This window comes from Emticicia sp. W12TSBA100-4 (genome assembly GCF_040253585.1).
Classification (GTDB): domain Bacteria; phylum Bacteroidota; class Bacteroidia; order Cytophagales; family Spirosomataceae; genus Emticicia.
The window spans coordinates 141,944-162,594 of sequence record NZ_JBELAU010000001.1 but is presented as its reverse complement, the minus strand read 5'-3'; the positions used below and the strand labels follow the sequence as shown (position 1 = coordinate 162,594).

Annotated in this window: 16 protein-coding genes; 7 read left to right on the top strand and 9 right to left on the bottom strand. The window is 37.0% G+C overall.

The genetic code is table 11. The features are described 5' to 3' along the window. Positions 1-171: 171 nt before the first annotated feature. Complete coding sequence (locus ABR854_RS00770; protein ID WP_350263437.1) at positions 172-2,418, bottom strand: DUF5916 domain-containing protein; 2,247 nt, start codon at positions 2,416-2,418, stop codon at positions 172-174. A gap of 165 nt (positions 2,419-2,583) precedes the next feature. Here ABR854_RS00770 and ABR854_RS00765 point away from each other — a divergent pair, with 165 nt between their 5' ends. Together ABR854_RS00765 and ABR854_RS00760 are read left to right on the top strand one after the other, a co-directional pair. Next, on the top strand, positions 2,584-3,636 hold the full coding sequence (locus ABR854_RS00765; protein WP_350263436.1) for a hypothetical protein: 1,053 nt from the start codon (positions 2,584-2,586) through the stop codon (positions 3,634-3,636). Between the two features lie 98 nt (positions 3,637-3,734). Continuing rightward, a complete protein-coding gene (locus ABR854_RS00760) occupies positions 3,735-4,973 on the top strand; it encodes an AI-2E family transporter (protein ID WP_350263435.1) in 1,239 nt (412 codons plus the stop codon). Positions 4,974-5,077: 104 nt separating this feature from the next. Here the strand turns inward: ABR854_RS00760 and ABR854_RS00755 are convergent, their stop codons facing one another. Continuing rightward, positions 5,078-6,451 carry an aminopeptidase P family protein gene (locus ABR854_RS00755; protein WP_350263434.1) on the bottom strand — a complete coding sequence of 458 codons (1,374 nt, stop codon included), beginning with the start codon at positions 6,449-6,451 and terminating at the stop codon, positions 5,078-5,080. 385 nt (positions 6,452-6,836) lie between these two features. Here ABR854_RS00755 and ABR854_RS00750 point away from each other — a divergent pair, with 385 nt between their 5' ends. Continuing rightward, on the top strand, positions 6,837-7,343 hold the full coding sequence (locus ABR854_RS00750; protein WP_188771520.1) for a GbsR/MarR family transcriptional regulator: 507 nt from the start codon (positions 6,837-6,839) through the stop codon (positions 7,341-7,343). 18 nt (positions 7,344-7,361) lie between these two features. Here the strand turns inward: ABR854_RS00750 and ABR854_RS00745 are convergent, their stop codons facing one another. The 3 genes from ABR854_RS00745 to arsN2 all read right to left on the bottom strand — a co-directional run bounded on the left by ABR854_RS00745 (position 7,362) and on the right by arsN2 (position 8,762). Then, positions 7,362-7,502, bottom strand: coding sequence for a hypothetical protein (locus tag ABR854_RS00745; protein WP_350263433.1), 141 nt, complete (start codon positions 7,500-7,502; stop codon positions 7,362-7,364). 178 nt (positions 7,503-7,680) lie between these two features. Further along, positions 7,681-8,193, bottom strand: a complete 513-nt coding sequence (locus tag ABR854_RS00740) for a SixA phosphatase family protein (RefSeq protein WP_350263432.1) — start codon at positions 8,191-8,193, stop codon at positions 7,681-7,683. 128 nt (positions 8,194-8,321) lie between these two features. Continuing rightward, positions 8,322-8,762 carry an arsenic resistance N-acetyltransferase ArsN2 gene (gene arsN2, locus ABR854_RS00735; protein WP_350263431.1) on the bottom strand — a complete coding sequence of 147 codons (441 nt, stop codon included), beginning with the start codon at positions 8,760-8,762 and terminating at the stop codon, positions 8,322-8,324. Positions 8,763-8,959: 197 nt separating this feature from the next. Here arsN2 and ABR854_RS00730 point away from each other — a divergent pair, with 197 nt between their 5' ends. From ABR854_RS00730 to ABR854_RS00720, 3 genes are all read left to right on the top strand, one after another. Next, positions 8,960-9,832 (top strand): bestrophin family protein, encoded by an 873-nt coding sequence (locus ABR854_RS00730; protein WP_350263430.1) that lies wholly within the window; start codon positions 8,960-8,962, stop codon positions 9,830-9,832. 90 nt (positions 9,833-9,922) lie between these two features. Beyond that, positions 9,923-11,353, top strand: a complete 1,431-nt coding sequence (locus tag ABR854_RS00725; protein ID WP_350263429.1) for a S41 family peptidase — start codon at positions 9,923-9,925, stop codon at positions 11,351-11,353. Positions 11,354-12,314: 961 nt separating this feature from the next. Then, entirely contained in the window at positions 12,315-13,559 is a 1,245-nt protein-coding gene (locus tag ABR854_RS00720) for an MFS transporter (protein WP_350263428.1), read from the top strand. A 73-nt stretch (positions 13,560-13,632) separates the two neighbouring features. Here the strand turns inward: ABR854_RS00720 and ABR854_RS00715 are convergent, their stop codons facing one another. The 3 genes from ABR854_RS00715 to ABR854_RS00705 all read right to left on the bottom strand — a co-directional run bounded on the left by ABR854_RS00715 (position 13,633) and on the right by ABR854_RS00705 (position 19,006). After that, the gene (locus ABR854_RS00715) at positions 13,633-14,478 is read right to left on the bottom strand and encodes a sugar phosphate nucleotidyltransferase (RefSeq protein WP_350263427.1); all 846 of its coding nucleotides are present in this window, start codon (positions 14,476-14,478) and stop codon (positions 13,633-13,635) included. A gap of 121 nt (positions 14,479-14,599) precedes the next feature. Continuing rightward, positions 14,600-16,591: a M1 family aminopeptidase gene (locus tag ABR854_RS00710; RefSeq protein ID WP_350263426.1), complete on the bottom strand. Its 1,992-nt coding sequence runs from the start codon at positions 16,589-16,591 to the stop codon at positions 14,600-14,602. Between the two features lie 57 nt (positions 16,592-16,648). Further along, a complete protein-coding gene (locus ABR854_RS00705; RefSeq protein WP_350263425.1) occupies positions 16,649-19,006 on the bottom strand; it encodes a TonB-dependent receptor in 2,358 nt (785 codons plus the stop codon). Between the two features lie 88 nt (positions 19,007-19,094). On the opposite strand from ABR854_RS00705, the gene ABR854_RS00700 reads away from it, so the two are divergent. After that, positions 19,095-19,733, top strand: a complete 639-nt coding sequence (locus tag ABR854_RS00700) for a hypothetical protein (protein WP_350263424.1) — start codon at positions 19,095-19,097, stop codon at positions 19,731-19,733. 83 nt (positions 19,734-19,816) lie between these two features. Here ABR854_RS00700 and ABR854_RS00695 read toward each other — a convergent pair whose 3' ends face one another. Next, the gene (locus ABR854_RS00695) at positions 19,817-20,536 is read right to left on the bottom strand and encodes a head GIN domain-containing protein (protein ID WP_350263423.1); all 720 of its coding nucleotides are present in this window, start codon (positions 20,534-20,536) and stop codon (positions 19,817-19,819) included. Positions 20,537-20,651: the final 115 nt, after the last annotated feature.

Sequence of the window (20,651 nt, the reverse complement as noted above, 5' to 3'; positions counted from 1 at the left end):
ACAAAATGGCTTTAGCCCAAACATTTTTAGATAGTTTGGCTAAAGCCTAATATGCTTTATTATTCAATTTACCCGTCAGCTAAAGCAGACGGCAATGAATACTTTTCTATTTTACTTCTCCGATAACTAATTTCCCAGTAACTAATTCACCAATATACCAGTAACCAAAAATCAAAGATTCAACCAATAAGTTACTTTGGCTAAAATTGCACGGTTTTTCGGCATCCATGTTTCTGAATTATAATTATCGGTATAAACCAAGAAGAAATCAGATACTGGAGCAAAACGCCATTGGAGACGAGAATTGACGTTTACATTCTTGAATTGGCTATTATACTGCACATAGCTTGTCCAGAAAACGCTCTTTGAAAATGTTAAATCCACCTTCGGCCCAACCAAATACACTTGATTTTTACCAGTCGAAAGGTTGATGTTATTATAACTAAAATTAATAGCTACAAAACCGTAAGGTTGAAAACGATAAGAGGCAGTTCCAACCACGCTTACAATATTTCCATCATAATATTGCCCAATGAGCGGCTGAATATTCATCGAAAGTTTCTTCCTCAAATCAGAAACATAATTTGCCGAAAAATTATAGTAAGTATAACTTGTACCCTTTTTTAATGAAGGCATTGTACGGTTACTTCTCAGAGCATCAAAATCATTAAATAAATAGGTATAATTTTGATTCAATGTCATCAAGAGGTTTGATGAATTTGCGAAGCCCAACAACAAAAATGGCCCAGCTTGGCGGTCAGTTACTCCCAAACCTGGTTGGCTAAATTGGTCATAAGCCACCCCATAACTTATGCGATTAAATGTCTTCGACTTTGGAAAAATATTAAAACCAATTGTTGGATTTATATGAAAGAAATTTTTGCGAGGTACGAATCCCACTTCAGCATCAAAGCCTTTTCCTACCCAATCGTGCGACCATTTAGCAATTAATTTTCTAACACTATAATTGAGCATAAAACCGTGAGCAAATTTCTCATTTATATCAATCGGACTAAAAATTTGGTGATAGAAAACTTTACCGTTCCACCGGTTATCTTTCGAGGCCAGATTATATTCCAAACCAGCCACTCGGTTATACGCATTTACACCTTTGCTGAGTTCTTTTCCTAATACTTCTTTGTTTACAAAAATAGCCGCAATATTTGAGCGACCAAAAACCTTGCGTTGCAAAGCAGCTACTGAGTAATTCATGCTCGCAATTCCTTTAAAAGCATCGGCGGCAGTTTGTGTGTTCAGCACTCCTACTCGCCAATTATCATCAATTTTACCACTGATTCTTGCTCCGTAAGTTATTCTGTTTTGAACACTTAGGTTGGTCACTGTATCTATGCCTATACCGATTTGCCTCGAAAAAAATGGACTCACAATCTGATTTCCAGCAGCACTTCCACCCAAAACACCCGCTGGTGGCACAAACGGATTAGTGTTATAGCCACCAAAACCTGTAAATAAATCAGAGTTTTCCAAGAAAAACTGGCGTTGTTCGGGAAAATTAACATCAAAACGAGTAAGATTAATGACTTGACGGTCGGCTTCAACATTTGAAAAATCTGGGTTAAATGTTAGGTCAAGGTTTAATCCTGACGTAACAGCTACTTTTGCATCTCCTCCAAAATTAAGTTTATTTCCAGCAGCAGGATTTTCTGGATGTTCAAAATCTTGGGTTGTACTGGCCGAAACATACGGTATCAACGATATGCTGGCTCCCGCCTTTTTGAGCGGTTTCTCAAATACAATAGGCATCGAGTAACCCAAATTCATGATAATTTGATTCTGTGGAATTCGCATCAACGTCGATTGTTCATTCGATTGCGTATCAAACCTATATGCCTTAAAATTCCACTGTGTGCTACCTTCTTTGAATCTTAAAGTGGAAAGTGGAATCGCTAATTCGCAAATCCAATAGCCATCATACATTTTCGAGATAGCACTCCATTTATTATCCCAATACATATTGAAATACTCATTGGCAGTGCCACCATTGTAGAGCAAAGCTTCACGCATGACCCCGAACGGATTCATACCAAATAAAAAACTATTGGTTTTATCATTGAATGTATCAAACAAAAAACTTACGTTATCGTTTCCTCCTGCCCTAAAATCTCGGCGAAATGAAGGCGTTACATAATTATTTCCTGGCGAATATAATTTTGCTCCGATATATACATTCTTGTCATCATAAGCCAACATGATTTCGGTTTGATACTTCGCTTTTACACTGTCTTTAGGAAAAAATTGCCAAAATGCAGGTAGTTGCTCGGCATTTTGCCAAGCTTGCTCATCAAGAACGCCATCAAGTTTAATTTTTTCAGTAATAAATCTTACTGTTGAGGTTTGTTGAGCCTGAGTTTGAAGAAAAAATAAAAATGAGATAAACAATAGGAGAAGTCTATTCATAATAACAGGGGCTTAAAAATAAGCTACAAAAATACACTTTTCTAAGCCTTTTTTTGCCTATTTTTGATTTATTTTAGAGTTTTTTGAGCCATTATTAATTATTTTTTATAAAAAACTTATTCTGTCATACCTTTGCTAAATAAAATACAATTTCAACTATTCTTTATGAAACATACTTCATTTAGTACATTAATCTTTCTATTTTTCTCAAGCCTTGTGTTCGCACAAGCACCCGACGAAAAACACCTCAAAAACGTTCGTCAACTCACTTTTGGCGGTAATAATGCTGAGGCCTATTTTAGTCGAGATAGCAAGTACATTAGTTTTCAATCAGATAACCCAGCTTGGGGACTTTCGTGCGACCAAATTTTCTATATGGATGTAGAAAAAGGCTTGAAAGACCCAAAAGTTCGACCAGACTTTATCAGCACAAGTTTTGGCCGCACCACTTGTAGTTTTTTTATGCCCAATGGCAAAGAAATCTTATACGGAAGCACCCACGAAGGTGGTGGACACGCCTGCCCGCCAGTGCCAGATATGGGAAAAAAATACCTTTGGGCAATTTATGATAGTTTTGATATTTACGTAGCCGATTTAAAAGGTAAAGTAAAAAGACGTTTGACAAATACCCCAGGCTATGATGCCGAAGCAACGGTTTCGCCCGATGGAAAAAAGATTGTATTTACAAGCACTCGCAATGGCGATTTGGACTTATACATCATGGATATTGATGGAAAAAATGTAAAGCAAATCACCCACGAATTGGGCTACGATGGCGGAGCTTTTTTCTCGCCTGATAGCAAAAAATTGGTTTTCCGTGCGTCACGTTTTTCGAGCGAAGAAGAAAAAACTGAGTACAAAGAAAACTTAAAGAAAAACTTGGTTGCCCCAACCAACATGGAGATTTTTACTTGTAATGTAGATGGCTCTGACATGAAACAAATCACTAAACTGGGAAAAGCCAACTGGGCTCCGTATTTTACACCGAAAGGCGATAAAATCATTTTTGCTTCGAATCATCACTCACAACGTGGCTATGATTTTCAGTTGTATATGATAAATGCTGATGGCACAAACCTTCAAAAAATTACAACCGAAAGCAATTTCAATGCCTTTCCGATGTTTAGCTATGATGGCAAAAAATTGATTTTCAGTTCAAACCGCAACAATGGTGGCACTCGTGATACCAATCTTTTCATTGCTGATTGGGTAGATTGATACCCAAAAGTGCTGGCACGAATTTTTAGTGTAAGAGAATATCTTCTTAGCTGGAGATATTCTTTTTTGTTTCAAAGCATCCAAAATTCACTATCATAATGTTAGCACGCATATTCAAAGGATTCACAAACAAACAATCAGAAGTGTCTCCACAACTCACAACTTACACAAAAGCCAATAAAAGCAGCTTCCCTTTTTACATAAAAGCTCCAATGGTTCTTTTGGGCTTATATCTGCTATTTTACATACTTTTCATACTAAAAGATACTTTAGCACCAGTTTGCTACGCAGGTCTTTTGGCAATTTTATTGAATCCTTTGGTAAATAAGCTAAATGAATTAAAAGTAAAACGAGAGATTTCTATTATACTGTCAATTCTTTTAGCATTTGTTCTATTTGGCGGTCTTATTGCTTTTTTGGCAAGTCAAATGAGTAGTTTTAGTGAACTCGCTCCAGAATTTATGCAAAAAGGAAATCAACTCTTACATGATATTCAAATTTGGGTAAGCGATTGCTGCAATATATCATTGAGCAAACAAATGAAGATGATAACAGAAGCTCTCGAAAGTAGTAAAGCCTACATTGGCCAAACCGTCTCGACAATTGCAGGAATTATAGGAATTGTAGTGCTTTTGCCTATTTACGTTTATTTAATTCTCTACTACAAACCCTTATTTATCAATTTTTTCTACGAAGTTTTTGATACCGAACACGAATCAAAGGTATCGGAAGTACTCACCGAAACAAAATCAGCTATTCAAAGCTATATTCAAGGTTTATTAATTGAAATGCTAATTGTAGCAGGTTTAAATTCAGCAGCTCTATTACTTTTGGGTGTAGAATATGCAATATTGATTGGTGTAGTTGGTGCTATCATAAACATTATTCCATACATCGGTGGTTTAATTGCTATTGCAATGCCTGTGGCTATGTCGCTCGTAACTGGCGATGGCGGTTATTCCACCGCTTTGTATATCATCATAGCTTATACCATTATTCAGTTTTTAGATAATAATGTCATTGTGCCAAAGGTGGTTTCTTCAAAAGTTGAGGTCAACGCCTTTATTTCTATCATTGTTGTGTTGCTTGGTGGGGCATTGTGGGGCGTTTCAGGAATGTTTTTGTCGATTCCATTTGTGGCAATTCTGAAAATAATTTTTGATAGAATCCAAGACCTCAAGCCGTGGGGTATGATTCTGGGCACTCAAATGAACGAAGATTTTTCGTTAAACGATTTTGGTAGTCCCGAAGCTGCTGAAAAAAGCGTAATTAGTCAGGAAATAGCTTTTGACCACTTTATCGGAGAGAAGAACGACACGTCTGTAATTGACAAATGAAAGAATGAATAGTTGTTATTAAAAGATTAGAGCCGCTGCAAGTACACAACGGCTCTAATTATTAGTCATAGTCAAGACCAAAATATATCTCTTTTAGTCTTCTACTATCCTCGCAAAGCCTCAACATCCTCCACTGTTTTCGGAATTGGCTTGCCAAGCGTTTTGCTACCAGTTTCGGTAATCAAGCAATTATCTTCGATTCTGATTCCGCCAAAATCTCTGTAACTATCTAATTTTGAATAGTTTACAAAATCAGTAAACTTATTTTCAGCTTTCCATTTATCAATCAATTCTGGAATAAAATAAATCCCAGGCTCAACCGTCAACACAAAACCCACTTCCAATTCTTTAGCCAAACGAAGCGATTTTAGCCCCAGTTGCGTGCTTCGCTCCAGACCATCACGGTAGCCGACGTATTTTTCGCCCAAATCTTCCATATCATGTACATCAAGACCGATTGCATGGCCTAAACCGTGTGGCATGAAAAGTCCTTGAACGCCTAAAGCGAGCATTTCTTCTACATCACCGTTCAAAAAGCCCAGCTCTTTCATGCCTTCGAGCATAATTCTATTGGCTGAAAGATGAATTTCTCGGTACTGAATATTTGGTCGGAGGGCCGCAATCGACTCCGTTTCCATCTTCAACACCAAATTATAAATCTCTTTTTGTTTTTCGGTGAAGCGTTTACTGACTGGAATCGTACGAGTAATATCTCCTGCATAAAACATCGTGTTTTCTGCACCCGAATCATTGATAACCAAACGCCCTTCGGTCATGGTATTGCCGTGATAATGATTGTGCAGCGTTTGCCCATTTATTGAAAAAATAATTGGATACGCCAAATCTCCACCACCTTCACGAGCTTTGGCATGAATAGCTGCGGCAATTTCGTATTCTTTTTTGCCAGCCGCCGTTAGTTGCATGGCCGTAATGTGCATTTCACGAGTGATGTTTACGGCATCTTCCATCTGTACAATTTCTTCTTCGGTCTTTATCGAACGCAAAGCCACAATTCCTTTTATCAGCTCAACCGATGCTTTTTCTTTCAATTGTGCAGTCGGAATATTTAGCCACTCGCTCATACGAATCATATTATCGAATCGATAAGGTGGCGTAAAATGCACTTTTTGTGCTTTTTTAAGTCTTTCTGGCAACTTTGAAGGTTCTTCCGTACGATACACTCCCACCATTCGAGCTTGCTCGGCCAATGTTGGTTGTGGACCTACCCAAATAATATCGTCCATCGTAAATTCATGTCCGAAGATAATTTCTTCGCCCGAATCTACATCAATAATAGCAGCAAGCCCTGCATGGCTGATACCAAAAAAATATAAGAAATTACTATCTTGACGAAAACGATAGGTATTATCGTGGTAATTCATGGGAGCTTCTTCATTGCCCATTATCAGAATTAGGCCACTTCCAACTGCTTTTTTGAGTGCGTTACGACGCTCGGTGTAGGTCTGTACAGAAAACATAATTTGTTGATTTTTTATACCACGAAATAAAGAAAAGATAGTCAATTTGTCATTATAAAAGCTCAGTAATTATTCAATCCAACAAAAAACAGGCTTTTTATTTTTCCTCATCGAAAACTTTTTTATAACATTTTTAAGTTTTCTTTATCTTTTTCAATAAGAATCATTCACATACAAAGTGAAACAAAACACATTGATAAGTAGGTGTTTATACTCTAAATAACTATCAATCAAAGAGTTAACTTTTGATGCCACTCAATAAGTTCGAGAAAATAAAAATAAAAAAACTTTCAGAATATTTTGAAAATTCAAAAAGGTTATTTTACTTTGGGGTACAAAAGCTTACGTGCTAAAATATAAAAGTCTAAAAACAAAGATGTCAGTAATGGAATTAAAAGAAGCAAAAGACAAGTTTATCCATACATGGGGTACGCTGGCCACGCAGTGGGGTATAAACCGCACGATGGCTCAGATACACGCATTGCTTTTGCTTTCGTCTAAATCTATGAATGCTGATGAAATCATGGCCGATTTGCAAATTTCAAGAGGAAATGTGAACATGAACCTCAGAGATTTGATGGATTGGGGATTGATTTACAAACAACTCCTTCCTGGCGAACGCAAGGAGTATTTCATAGCAGAGAAGGACATTTGGAAAGTTGCTAAGCAAATTGCTAAAGAGCGACGACGCCGAGAAATCGGACCACTAATCGAGGCAATGGAGGATATTAAAGAAGGCATACAACCTGACACTGCCGAGAAAGAAGAATTTCTGAAAATAGTAAACGATATAAGCAAGGTTTCGGTATTTGCCGATAACACCATGACATCTTTACTAAAATCAGATGAAAATTGGTTGATAAACAATTTTATAAAAATTTTTAATAAATAGTGACATGACTTCTCGGAGTCATGGTTTTTTGGAGTTTTTGGGGTCAAGCAGTAATTTTCTCATAGATAGAGCATTACTGCTTTTTTTTGTCCATAAAAAAGGGCGTATTTGAATACGCCCTTCTAAAATGACCTTTCTATATTCTTTTTCTTTTTCCACGGTGCAGTAGTTTGGCGAGACAAATCATATAAAAAATATAAGACTATTGCCAAAAATATGAGAAAAATGATTCGGAATAAGCTTCGATTCCGATTGGTAGAGTTATTTTGTGACATAATAAATACTATTTTCTAAACTCTAACATAACGATTAATCGCCCAAAAGAGTTTTTACAAATTTATGAATGACTGATAGTTTGTGGAGTATGATACCCCAAAAACTTAGCCATTTTGCTTGATACTTCTGCCCATTTGATGTCTTCAAATTCTAAGATAATCACCCCTGCTTTATCCATTGAGCCACCAACATCAGCACGAGTAAGGTATTCAGAAAAAAACGTAACATCTGGATTATGACCAAAAATTGCAACTACATTCACCGACTCATCTAATTGATTTACGGCCGATAAATAACTACGAGGGCCACCTCCATAAATCGTATCGTCAATAACAATAGCATCAGCATCGTAGTGAAGTTGTTCGGCAAAAATCTTGGCGGTAGCTTTGGCTCGTTCGGCTGCACTACTTACGATAAGGTCGAATTTAATACCTTTTGAAGCCAAAAACTTCCCCATTCGTGCCGACTCAATGATACCAGTTGAGGTTAAATCTCTGTCAAAATCACGAAACATCGGAGAGTTTCCACCATCTTCAGCAGTGGCATGACGAATTACGTAGAGGGTTTTAATCATATTTTCGATGGTTTTGGCACGAATATACAAGCATTGCTGAAAATAAACTTAATTTTTGCTGAAATTTTATTGAATAATAAATGAATCTGCTGAGAAATATTCTCTCTTCAAAATTAAACTATTGACTATTAGGATTGTATAACTTTTTTCATAATAACTGCCGATGATGGACAAACCGAAGTAAATTGTTTACTGTTCTGAATTTCGGTTGGAGCATCGGTTCGTTCAATAACTTTGTAGTTGAGCTTTTTCTCAAAAAATTCTTTGGCGGTTGTTGTTAGTAAATAAAGTTCTTTTATGCCTTGATTTTTGGCATATTTTTCTAAATTACTAACAATCAAAAGCCCAAAACCTTTCCCTTTTTGAGAATCAAGTACACTAACCGAACGTAGAAGTCCAATCAGACCATTTATTTCCAAACCTGCCGTAGCTATTATTTGTTCATTTGTTTCTAAGGCAAACAATTCTACATTTTCACCAATATCATTTACTGGTAAATTTGCTAACGTAAGTAATGCCATTACTTCTGAAAGCTTTTCGGGTGGCGTTTTTCCGAATTCGATAGTCATTCTATAATTTTATTCAGTCAAATTATGCCAAATCGCTGTTTCAACATAACTATTTTATTTATGTTACACAAAGCGAACGGTGTTAGATTTCACAATTATGCAATGAATATTTTATCTATCAAAAGAAATTATAAAAACTTTATCTTTGTTGCTTAAAAACAAATAAAAACCAACTAAAAGCACTTTTCCAAAGCCAGATGTTTAGTTATAATCCGAAAGATTGGTGGAAACTCATTTTCTATTTCCACAAGGCCGACACTTTTCGTAAACTTTTACCCGCAATGGCTGGCGTAATGGTTTATACATTTTTTGTTTCTTATCTCGAAAATGAGGTTTTGCATTTTATGCCTCTCAAAAATCCATTAGCTATTCACTCTTTAGTGGGTTTTGTGCTTTCGTTGTTATTGGTTTTTCGAACTAATAGCTCTTATGACCGTTGGTGGGAAGGACGCAAAATTTGGGGAAGTTTCACGAATAATTCTCGAAATCTTGCCTTAAAACTCAATGCTATACTGCCCAAAGGTCCTGAAAATCGAGAAATTTTCAGGGTTTTAATTGGAAATTATATCCATGCCGTAAAAGACCATCTTCGTGGAAATGTAAACCATAAACATTTGGAGTACGTAAGCAACTATGATGAGGCTTTTTACGTAGATTATAAACACACTCCTAATAGAATCGGACAAGCTATTTATTTGGAAATCAATCGTTTGTATAAATCGGGTATCATCAATGCCGAGCAGTTATTAATTTTAAACAACGAATTGAGTTCATTTACCGATAATTTGGGGGCTTGTGAGCGAATTAGAAATACGCCGATTCCATCATCATACAATATATTTATCAAAAAAATGATATTTTTGTATGTTTTCACGATGCCTTTGGGCTTTGTATTGGAGTTTAAATATTGGGCAGCACCTATCGTAACATTGGTATTTTATGCTTTTGCAGGTATAGAAATGATTGCCGAGGAAATAGAAGACCCATTTGGCACCGATAACAATGATTTACAGCTTGATAGTATCGTGAAAAATGTAAAAGTTAATTTAGAAGAGATTTTCAGAAATTAATTTATTGTTGTAAGAATATACGTCATAACATTCCTCGCAACCTATCGTTTATAGTTTACGTCTTTAAAATCAACAAATAACTAACAGTATATGAAAACCAAATTGAATAAGTTTCTATTGTTATTTTTAGTAGTTGGAGCTTTTTCCTGTAAAAAAGATACAGTTGAGCCAACTACTACAGCTACTGTCAATAGCCCAAATGCTGCGGCCAATAGTTGGGTCTATGACCAAATGAAAGAGTGGTATTTATGGTCGGATAAAATGCCAGCCAAAGACAAAACTGATTTGACCTTAGTAACGGGAAAAGATGGCGAAGCCGATATAAAATCACATTATTTTTATTCACTACTCAACGATTACCCAAATACTGACCGTTTTTCGTGGATTCGTGAAAATATTACTGACCTAACTGCTTCGTTGAGTGGGATTAGTACTTCTTTTGGGTTTTCTCGTACAGCCGTTTATTTAGATAATACACAAACAAACGTAGCTTTCTTTATTTCAAACGTGATTTTGGGAAGCCCTGCCGAAAAAGCTGGACTGAAACGTGGCGATATTATTCTGACCATCAACGGTACACAAATCAATGGTACAAACTTTGCTACTTTGATTGCTAATAACGAAACTGCAACTTTTGGTTTGGGCGAACTCAAAAACGGTAGTTATGTACTATCAGGCAAAACTATTACAGCCACTAAAGGTGTGGTGCAAAATAACCCTATTCAATTTTCGAAAGTCATCGAAAAAGGGAATAAAAAGATTGGGTATTTAGTTTATACGCAGTTTTTAGAGACTTATGATGACCAATTAAAGCAAGTTTTTGGGCAATTCAAGGCGGCTGGTGTCAATGAGTTGGTTTTAGATTTACGTACCAACGGTGGAGGCAGAATTTCATCCGCCGATTTGATTTCTTCGTTAGTGGTGAAAAATCTCAACACCAATAACGTCATTCATCAAGACGAATGGAACGCCACAATTAAAGCTAAATATCCATCAGTAGCTACACCAACGAAATTTAGTAATCAACCAAATAACTTGAATTTAAGTCGCTTATTTGTACTTACATCAAATGGCACTGCATCAGCCAGTGAATTGGTTATCAATAGCTTACGCCCATACATGGATGTAATCATTGTTGGACAAAACACTTATGGGAAAAATGTAGGTTCGATAACGATTTCGGATGAAACTAAACCAGCTCGCTGGACTTGGGGAATGCAACCGATCGTATTGCGTACAGTGAATTCAAAGGGTGAGTCGGCTTATGGTACAAAAACTGGTTTCACACCTGACTATATTGTTTCTGATAATGTATATCCTTTCAAGCCATGGGGCGATGAAAGCGAGACTTTGCTCAAAAAAGCCTTAGAAGTAATTACTGGCGTTGTTGTTCCTGCTGAGGCATCGGTTACAGCCAATCGCTCATATAGAACAATGGATAAGTCAGCGATTTTAGAAGAACATATTTCTGATAATCCTGCTGATAATCGCAAAGATATGTTTGTGACTTTACCTAAGTAAAATATATCAACAATGAAATTAAAGCTGCCAGAAAAGGCAGCTTTTTTTATTAGAATCCAATTCAAGTACTGTATTTAAAGTTATTTTCCGTACACATGTATAATTAGTCCATTATTTGAACGTACTTTGGATGCGATTCGAATATTTGTTACTTGTTGTAACCAATTAAAAAAGATTCGACAGGTTGTCTTATTGATGAAACAGCCGTTGAAAACAAGTCATTAAATGCTTGGTCAAACTGTTTAAGAACCATTGAAACACTTTTTTTATCTTTAATTGGTGTGATTATTTGAGAATTTTTCGGACCGACCGATTTGGAAAAATACTCGAAATTCGATTTAATCAACTCACAAAGGTTTCATAACTGGGTAAATTAGGAAACCAACTTATCCAATGGTCCAAAATATATTTGTGCATAGAGTTAATCTTGTGCTTTTCTTGAAAGATGGTGTTACAGTTTTTTTGAGTCGGGTATAAAAATTCATATCGTATCTTCATTCCAGTGTTTGAAAAAATACGGTTGATTGAGCCACGAAACATGTACGATTAATGTCTCAATTCTTATAAATTTTATGATATTCTCAAAAGCACATTTATGAGTGATCTTAATTCTTTCTTCTATGCTTAGCGGAAAAATCATGCCACTAAAAAAGTAAAAATTAATAAAAAACAGCATTTTTTATCATAATTCTAAGAAATATATCCGCTCAATAAGAAATCAATAGCACTCGTAAATAAATTTACTTTTTAAGCGGACACATTTTTTTCTATAAAAAAACACCAAAATATAATATTACCGATTAATAAGAACTCATAGCAGCAATTTTTCAGTGCCATAAACTTTGTTGCAGGACTGCCACTTCAAAATTGGTTCTATTTACTCTGTACCAAAAGAGCTTTTCTGCTGTATATTTTATACATTTGGGAAATGAAAACCTAAAGCCTGAATTCCCTAAACCTCATGAAAATTCGCCACCGAGTTCTTTTCTTATTATTTCTGCTTTCAATCATTACTTTCCTCGACCGTGTTTGCATGAATGTAGTAAGCAAATACGTAAAAGCCGACTTACACCTCGACAATCAGTCTTTTGGTTATATTTTGGGGGCTTTTTCATTAGCTTATGCACTTTTTGAGCTACCAACAGGTATTCTCGGCGACCGCATCGGCCCACGTAAAATCCTCACTCGTGTAGTGCTTTGGTGGTCAGGTTTTACGGCTCTCACGGGTACCGCTTTCGGATTTATCTATTTATTGATAGTCAGATTTTTATTTGGAATTGGCGAAGCAGGAGCATACCCAAATGCTTCAATCGTTATTTCTCGCTGGTTTCCAGCTGTTGAAGTCGGAAGGGCTCAGTCAGTTATTTGGGCGGCTGGCCGCATCGGTGGAGCATTGACCCCGCTTTTGGTAATACCTTTGGTTCATGCAGTTGGCTGGCGTTATGCCTTTTTTATACTCGGATTTGTAGGCTCTTTGTGGGCAGTAGTTTGGTATTGGTGGTTTCGTGATAATCCTGCTGAGCATAAAGGAATCACCCCAAAAGAAATTGAAGAAATCGAATCTGCTCGCCGACAAGCACCCGTTAGCCACAAAATTAGCTGGCAAACCATCGTCAGAAACCCCAATGTTTGGATACTGATGCTGATGTGCCACTTGTTCTTTTATGCATCATATTTCTTCACCAATTGGTCATCAACATACTTTCAAGAAGGTCGTCACATGAGTGAAGAACAAGCCAAAAACTTTGTTTCTCTATCCTATTTCTTAGGTGCAATTGGCTGTGTAGTTGGTGGTTTTGCAAGCGATATTCTGAGCAAAAAATTGGGACTAAAACTTGGCCGTAGAATCGTTGGTGTGGCGGGTTTAGGCTCTTCAAGCATTTGCTTTTTAGGTGCTGGACTGACTGGAAATAATGAACTGGCTGGTTATTTACTGGCACTTTGTGTATTTCTGAAAGACTTAACTTTACCCGTAGCTTTTGCAGTTTGTGTAGATATTGGTAAACGAAATTCGGGAACAGTGACGGGTGCAATGAATTTTGCAGGACAAATGGGAGGATTTTTTATCACAATTATTTTCGGTACAATCGTACAGCAAACTGGTAATTTCAATTATCCGTTGTTCTTGATTGCTGGCTGTTTGATTGTAGCATCTGCTCTTTGGTTTTTTATTGACCCTACAAAGGAAATTATTTCGACTGATTGAAAAATATCCGATTAAAATTAACGTCGGCAAGGCTTAAAGCCCACAGTGGAACTGCTTGCCGACGTTCTCAAACTCAAATTTCATAATTCAACAAAGCTTGCACCTCAGCAATATCATGTTTGCTCGTAAGGTCGGGCAATACATCGGCAATTTGTATGGTATAAATGCCTTTCGGATTTTCATTAGCCCACATACGCACGGTTACAGGAATTTCTTTTTCATTTCTAACTGGATGAAGTAGTGTTTTCTCTAAAAAAGGTATCAAGTCGGCACTTGTGAAGGCAAAAATATTCCAACTAATACCAATTCTTGGCATTGTTTGCGTGATTTCTGCCCATTCTTCGTCGTTTGGTTTTTCGAGCAAATCAATCAAATATCCTTCCGAATCTTTCTTGATAATAGCACAATTTCTTACTCTTGGTTCATCATATCCATCGGTGTCCCAATCAAGCATGGCGTTTGGATAAGTTTCATCAAGCAATAATTCAAAGGCTTTTACTGGATACAAGTTATCACCATTACAAACAATAAATCGGCTACTTTTCCAAGCAGGAAACTGATTGAGAGCTTGCTCAATGGCATCGGTTGTACCGAGTGGTTTCTCACGGCCTTCAGGAATATGTTGGCGAGCAAAGCCAATTTGCAAACCCCAGCTTGTACCTTCCTGCATCAGTTTTTCATAGTGAGGCTGCGAAACAGTATCTTTTGGATTAAGCAAAAGCACCACTTCTTTCACTCCCGCCACTGACGCATTATATAATACATAGTCCAGAAATGGGCGGCCATCTTTGCCAAGTCCAATCATCGACTTTGGTAAAGTATTGGCTTGTTCAATCAATTTTGAATCAAGGTTAGAATTACCTTCTAAGTTTTTTTTCATGCGAGATGACATCCCGCCCGCCAGTATCAATAATTTCATTTGAAGTAGAACAACTTTCTAAGTTGTTCGGTTGGTATGAACAATCTACAAAACAACTTGAAATCGGACTCCCGATGCGGTTGTTCTATTCGGAACTTCAAAACATCGGAACGTCGATTTTTTATCTAACAATTAATGTCTTTCCAAAATATTTGTCATTGATGCGTAAACGCACCAAATATATGCCGCTTGAGAATCCGCTCAACGAAATTTGTCTTGAATAATTCCCAGTTATTAAATTCTCAACCATCTCTGATTTGAGTTTTCTCCCTAATTTATCGAATACTTCGACTTCAATTTCTGCTTTTTTTTCCAAATCAAAACCCACAACTACTTGCGGTTCGGCGTTCCGATTATCAGTAGGATTTGGAAAAATATTCCACGCTACCAAAATCTGTTCGACTTCGTTTGCTGTAATTGCAGAGGTAACTTTGTTTTCGCTTACATCTTTCAATATTTTATTGTCAGGGTCGAAAATTACCTGCGAAATTACGCCTTGTGGCTTAGAAAACGTAATTTCTTGCGTTACTTTATCAACAAAAACCGTAGAAGTAATTTCTTCACCACTCGCCATTAGAATTTTTATATCAACTGGCATCGAAAACACCACAGGATTTGTATTTGTGGATTGAGCAATCGTTATTTTCAATTCTTTTGAAATTTCGCTCGGATTCCAACTATAAGTGTATTTTGGGTAGCCTTCACCGTAGATCCACTGCTTGAAAAAATAATCCAATTTTAGTCCTGTAGTTTCTTCGGCTACTTTCTGAAAATCTTCGGTAGTAGCTGCACCATAAGCCACACTCGACTTTAAATAGTTTTGTAGAATCTGATAAAATTTATCATCACCTACTATACCACGAAGCATGTGTAGCACAATCGAACCTTTATAATAACTACGATTTGGTTCAAAAATCCCTCCAAAAACATCATTAATATTTTGCACATACAAACTACCAGTGGCCCTTTTCGCTCTGGTGGCATTATTATTTATGGTTGACTGATAAGCACTCTTTCCGCCAACAGCTTCGGCATAAATGGCTTCGCTATAAGTAGCAAAACCTTCATTGAGCCAAATATTTTCCCAATTTTTGCAGGTAATTTTATCGCCAAACCATTGATGTGCCAATTCGTGAGCTATCAAACTACTACCATAACTGCCCATCGAACTGCAAGTTTGGTGTTCCATTCCACCGCCAAAGCCACATTGTGCGTGTCCGTATTTTTCTTTAATAAATGGATAAAGTCCAAATTTCTCTGAAAACAATTTGAGCATGAAAGGCGTTTGATCGAGTTGCGTTTTAGTAGTTGCGGTGAATGATTCAGGATAAACAAAATGATTGATTGTCATTGAATCAGTAGCAGAATATTTGAAATAATTTTTATACTCGGTATAATTCGAGCAAGCAATCGAAATCAAATATTGAGCAATCGGATAGCTATTTTTCCATTGATAGGTTTTCGTATTATCCTTATTAGCAAGTACTTGTATCAAAACCCCATTAGAAACCGACACAAAGGTCGAAGGCATCGTAATCCAAACATCTGAAGAATCGGCTTTATCGGCAGGCGAGTCTTTGCAGGGAAACCAATCGGGCGAACCATAAGGCTCGCTCAAACTCCAAACTATTGGTGCATTACCACTTCCATGTGTAGAAAACACAAAACTACCAAAAGCTGAACCATTTGGCTTCCCTTGGTAAAATACAATTAAGCTTACGGCTTGCCCTTCGGTATATTGTTTATCAAGGGTTACGTTTACTTTTTCGGTTTCTTGCACAAAAGCCAGCTTTTTTGTACCGAGTTTTATTGAGTCAACTTTTAGGGCATTTCTTAAATCAAAAAAGCAAGTTGAAATCGTAGATTTTGTCTTAAAATTAATCGTGGTTTCACCTTTGATAGATTTATCAGTAAATGAAATATTGAGATTAAGTTTATAGTAAGTTACATCAATTTTATCATCGCCAGGGTAAGCAATACGCCCATAACGCTGTTTCGACAAACGTTCAAATGACTGCTGTTTCGACTCGGCACAAAGTACAGCTCCATCTTCCTGAGCAAAAGCAGAAAAAGACAAAACACTGATAATAAATACTTTAACTATATCTCTCATGTTTTTTATGTTCAAATCGGCCGTTGCTAATGAAATCGGCCATTGATGGTGGACTAACTAAAACTCCCAACGATAACTCAAAATCGGAATCAAACCCATCTGATATTGTCTAACGATTTTATTCTGCAAAATATCATAGTAACTGTACGAAACATTCTGATAGTTAGCAATATTCTGAATATCCAAAGCCAGTGTACGAGAATACTTTTCCTTTGACTTTTTCATGTAAATACGAAAATCTGGTCTGAAATAGTCGGGCTGTTTTACAGTAAAAGCATCAGCATTTCTATAAATCAATCGTTTATTATCAATTGAAGCTTGTTCGTTTACTTCTCTTTCGTAAAATCCGCCGAGCCAAATCACTCTGATACTCGTTCCAAAAGTACGATTGGGTGGCATCCCACTTTTGCTCCGCACCCACTCTTTCCCTATGGTCAAGTTAAAAATGTGTTTTCCATTAAAACGGCTATTTCGCTCTACTCCGTCATTGTTTTTATAAGTTGCATTATAAAGTGTGGCATTTGTAAGGGCATAAAAACCATTGATAAGATACTGTTGATAAGTCAATTCTAAACCATAATTTCGACCCGTACCCGAATTTTGGAGCGGTTCAGGAGTGAAATCTTCAACCAAATTTAAGGTAGAAAACGTTGGGTTCATCGAAGCCGATGGAATATTAAAAAGCTGCTGGTAAAATAATTCTGTTTTGAAATAAGAGCCTTTTTTGAAAGAATATTGGTGGCTCAAAACATAATGGCGAGACTTAGAAACATCAAGCGTGGCATTACCCAGAAATGCACTATTTTGAGTGGCCAGTGCGAAATAGATTTCGGGTTGCTGCAATTGGCTATGCAAACCATAAGCAAAGCTAAGAGACTGATTATTAGACAGTTGATACTGAACCGAGAAACGAGGTTCGACAGATTTGGTCTGATTGAATGTATAATTAAGGTAATGTAAGCCCACATTAGCCGATAGCTTAGATAAAAGATTTAAGTGTAAATTTGCGTAGGGTTGAATGATTAATCCTTCGGCTGCACCATTAGCTCTTTTATCGGCCGAACGAGCAAATAGTTCATCGTATTGACGAGTTACGAAAACACCTACTTTCAAATTGGCAAATTCATTGAATTTATAGGTCAGATTTGTAGTAACCGAGGCCTTTGCTCGAATTGAAGAATCGGCCTGAATCAAGAAACGTTGAAAATTTACTTTGCTCAAAACATAGCCTTCACGAGTATTTTTTAGTCCAGATGCCGCAATAACGGTTTTCCATAAGAGTTTTTTACCGATATTTAAGCTGTGTGAGAGTCCAGCAGCACCCATTCTATTTTTGTAATAAATATCAAATCCATCTTTTTGCACTTCCCACTGAGTAGTATCTCGTTGAGCTTCAAAAACATTGCTACTCAATCCACCCATTCCGAAAAGCATAAAAGTACCTGCTTTTTTAGTTGGGAAATTGAGATTAAAAGCTAAATCTTGAAATCGAATGTCTTCTCCACCAAATTTTACACCCATCGTTGCCAACAAGCCCGTAAACGAATAGCGATAATTGACGAGGTAACTCGCCCCATTGTTACCAATCGGGCCTTCGGCGGCCAAATCAATACCAATCAAACCAGCCTGTGCTGTAAATTCATGCTTTTTATCGTTTCCTTTACGCAAACGCATATCCATTACGCCCGAAAGAGCATTTCCGTATTCGGCAGGAAAAGCTCCCGTTAAGAAATTCATATTGCCCAATAATTGTGCAGAAAGAATATTTACACCGCCCGAATTTTGAGTCACACGGTCGCTGAAAGTTCCTGCATTGCTCAAATGGTTAGGGTTTACTATTTCTACACCTTCCAAACGCCACTGCATTCCGTTGGGTGAATTCCCCCTTATAACCATCCCATTTGCTTGGTCGTTTGAATTGGCCACACCAGCATAAGCAGTTGCCAGACGTGCAGGGTCAAGATATGTGCCAGGATAACGGAAAATCTGCTCGGTTGTGATATTCTGAATACTCGTGACTGCACCCGAAAGATTGGCTGATGTTGCTCTCACAACGGCCTCAGCCAGTTGGTTGCTTGTTGGATGAAGTTTGACTTCAAGTACCATTTCTTTGCCCGATTCAAGTAAAATTTCAGCTATTATTTGGCTTTCATAACCAACCGAACTTACTTGCACTTGATAACGCCCTGTTGGCATTTTCTCGAATAAAAAACTACCATCAGCATTAGTTTCAGTACCTTTTTTTGCATTTAAAACCGTAATCGAGGCTCCAACAACAGGTTGTTCGCTAACAAAATCAATTACTTTTCCACGTATGATTTGTGAAGCCGATGGCATATTTTTTGAACTCGACTGGGCAATCAACCCAAAGCTCGTGCCTACCAAAATTATGACAGTGAGAAATCCTCTATACATCAGTATATTAATTAAGAGAAAACATATTTTAGTACTTAAATCTAAACATTTAGATACAACAAAGGTTTATCAGTAAATGAATTCAGATATGATACATAGTCAGTTCGAGACCAAGTTTTATGAGCAATTGGATGCTTTTTTCCAATTGCGAGGGTTTGGTTTTTTCCCTGACCAGAAGCAGTACCGCAAATCTACACAAAACGGATTTCAGAATATAATTTTTTCTATTTCAGAAGCACAAAAAGTGTTTTGGGTTGAAGTAAACTTTGGCGTAAGATTCGAGTTTATCGAACAAATAGCACAGCAATTCCTTAATAATAGTTTTGGGTATCGCCCAGCGGCCAATACATTAGTCATAAGCATCGGTAAGTTTCTCGAAATCAAATATTTCAGATATAAAGTCAGTAATCAAGAAGATTTTGATAAAGTAACGCAGGAAATAAAAAGTTTTTTTGAAGAAAAGGGATTCGATTTCTTAAATACTGCTGATTCACTAAGTTTTATTGAAGACACCTTGAATGATTCGCCAACAATGCCTTGCCGATATTTATACAATCAAGTTCATCGGTGTTTTAAAGGAATAATTGCCGCAAAACTGAGCGATAACTGCAATTTTGCGACAATTACGAATATTTACCGCCATTTTCTACTTAAAAATGGTACTGATGAAGATTTGTTAAGCTACGAACGCTTAATCTCATTTTTGCATCATTATAATGCGAATTGAAAATTAGTCCACAGGCGAGAGTCAACTATCAACAGACAAAACTTCTATTGAACTATTGACTATCGACTGTGAACAGTGGACTTTTATTCTTTCACCACCTTACTGCTCCCCGAAAGGTCAGATTCTACTTTGGCTGCCCCACGATAACGTACTTTGCTTGCTCCGCTGGCTTTAACTTTGAGTTGTTGGGCTACATTTACTCGGCCATTGCTCGCTCCCGAAAGGTTCAACGAGGCATCAGTAGCTTCCACACCAAAAGCATTTAGGTTCGATGCACCCGATAATTCGGCATAGATTTTATCAGTTTTTCCTTCTAATTCAAGCGTTGAAGCCCCCGATAGGTCAATATCAAAGTTTTTTGCACTTGTATAAAATGTTGCTTTTGATGCTCCCGATAAATCAATTTCTAAATCTGAAAGATTATCAAAACCCTTTACACTTGCTTCAACAGCTCCTGAGAAATCAACTTCTTTCAAAGTCGGCATTTCGATTTCTATACTCATTCTGTATCTACGTAATCGCCAATTATTTCTGTAATAAATTTCCAACGTGCCGTTGCGTTCTTTCACCACCAAATCATCAATATCTCGACTATCGCCCGATGCCTTAATCTTGAAATCGTTTCCTTTCTTAACCGTTATCTCAAAAGCATTTCCAATTTCTAAGCCATCAAAATTCTTTACATCAAAAGATTCTTGTACGGCATTTTTGGGGTCAACGGTTTGTTGAAGTACATCGCACGAACTCATGCTTAAACTCAAGGCGGTCATCACTAAAACGGAGGCAATTCTTACATTTTTCATTTTTTTAATAGTTTTTTCATTGATTTGTTTGATGCTATGACAAACCAAAAGCAATTTCCCCCTACTCTTCCAAAAAATATTTTCAAAAAAACATCTTCCCCTTAGGGGAAACTTT

Bases quoted from the DNA above. Each gene is read 5' to 3' on its own strand.
- ABR854_RS00770 (WP_350263437.1), bottom strand. From the start codon at position 2,418: ATGAATAGACTTCTCCTATTGTTTATCTCATTTTTATTTTTTCTTCAA.
- ABR854_RS00765 (WP_350263436.1), top strand. From the start codon at position 2,584: ATGAAACATACTTCATTTAGTACATTAATCTTTCTATTTTTCTCAAGC.
- ABR854_RS00760 (WP_350263435.1), top strand. From the start codon at position 3,735: ATGTTAGCACGCATATTCAAAGGATTCACAAACAAACAATCAGAAGTG.
- ABR854_RS00755 (WP_350263434.1), bottom strand. From the start codon at position 6,451: ATGTTTTCTGTACAGACCTACACCGAGCGTCGTAACGCACTCAAAAAA.
- ABR854_RS00750 (WP_188771520.1), top strand. From the start codon at position 6,837: ATGGAATTAAAAGAAGCAAAAGACAAGTTTATCCATACATGGGGTACG.
- ABR854_RS00740 (WP_350263432.1), bottom strand. From the start codon at position 8,193: ATGATTAAAACCCTCTACGTAATTCGTCATGCCACTGCTGAAGATGGT.
- arsN2 (WP_350263431.1), bottom strand. From the start codon at position 8,762: ATGACTATCGAATTCGGAAAAACGCCACCCGAAAAGCTTTCAGAAGTA.
- ABR854_RS00730 (WP_350263430.1), top strand. From the start codon at position 8,960: ATGTTTAGTTATAATCCGAAAGATTGGTGGAAACTCATTTTCTATTTC.
- ABR854_RS00725 (WP_350263429.1), top strand. From the start codon at position 9,923: ATGAAAACCAAATTGAATAAGTTTCTATTGTTATTTTTAGTAGTTGGA.
- ABR854_RS00720 (WP_350263428.1), top strand. From the start codon at position 12,315: ATGAAAATTCGCCACCGAGTTCTTTTCTTATTATTTCTGCTTTCAATC.
- ABR854_RS00715 (WP_350263427.1), bottom strand. From the start codon at position 14,478: ATGAAATTATTGATACTGGCGGGCGGGATGTCATCTCGCATGAAAAAA.
- ABR854_RS00710 (WP_350263426.1), bottom strand. From the start codon at position 16,591: ATGAGAGATATAGTTAAAGTATTTATTATCAGTGTTTTGTCTTTTTCT.
- ABR854_RS00705 (WP_350263425.1), bottom strand. From the start codon at position 19,006: ATGTATAGAGGATTTCTCACTGTCATAATTTTGGTAGGCACGAGCTTT.
- ABR854_RS00700 (WP_350263424.1), top strand. From the start codon at position 19,095: ATGATACATAGTCAGTTCGAGACCAAGTTTTATGAGCAATTGGATGCT.
- ABR854_RS00695 (WP_350263423.1), bottom strand. From the start codon at position 20,536: ATGAAAAATGTAAGAATTGCCTCCGTTTTAGTGATGACCGCCTTGAGT.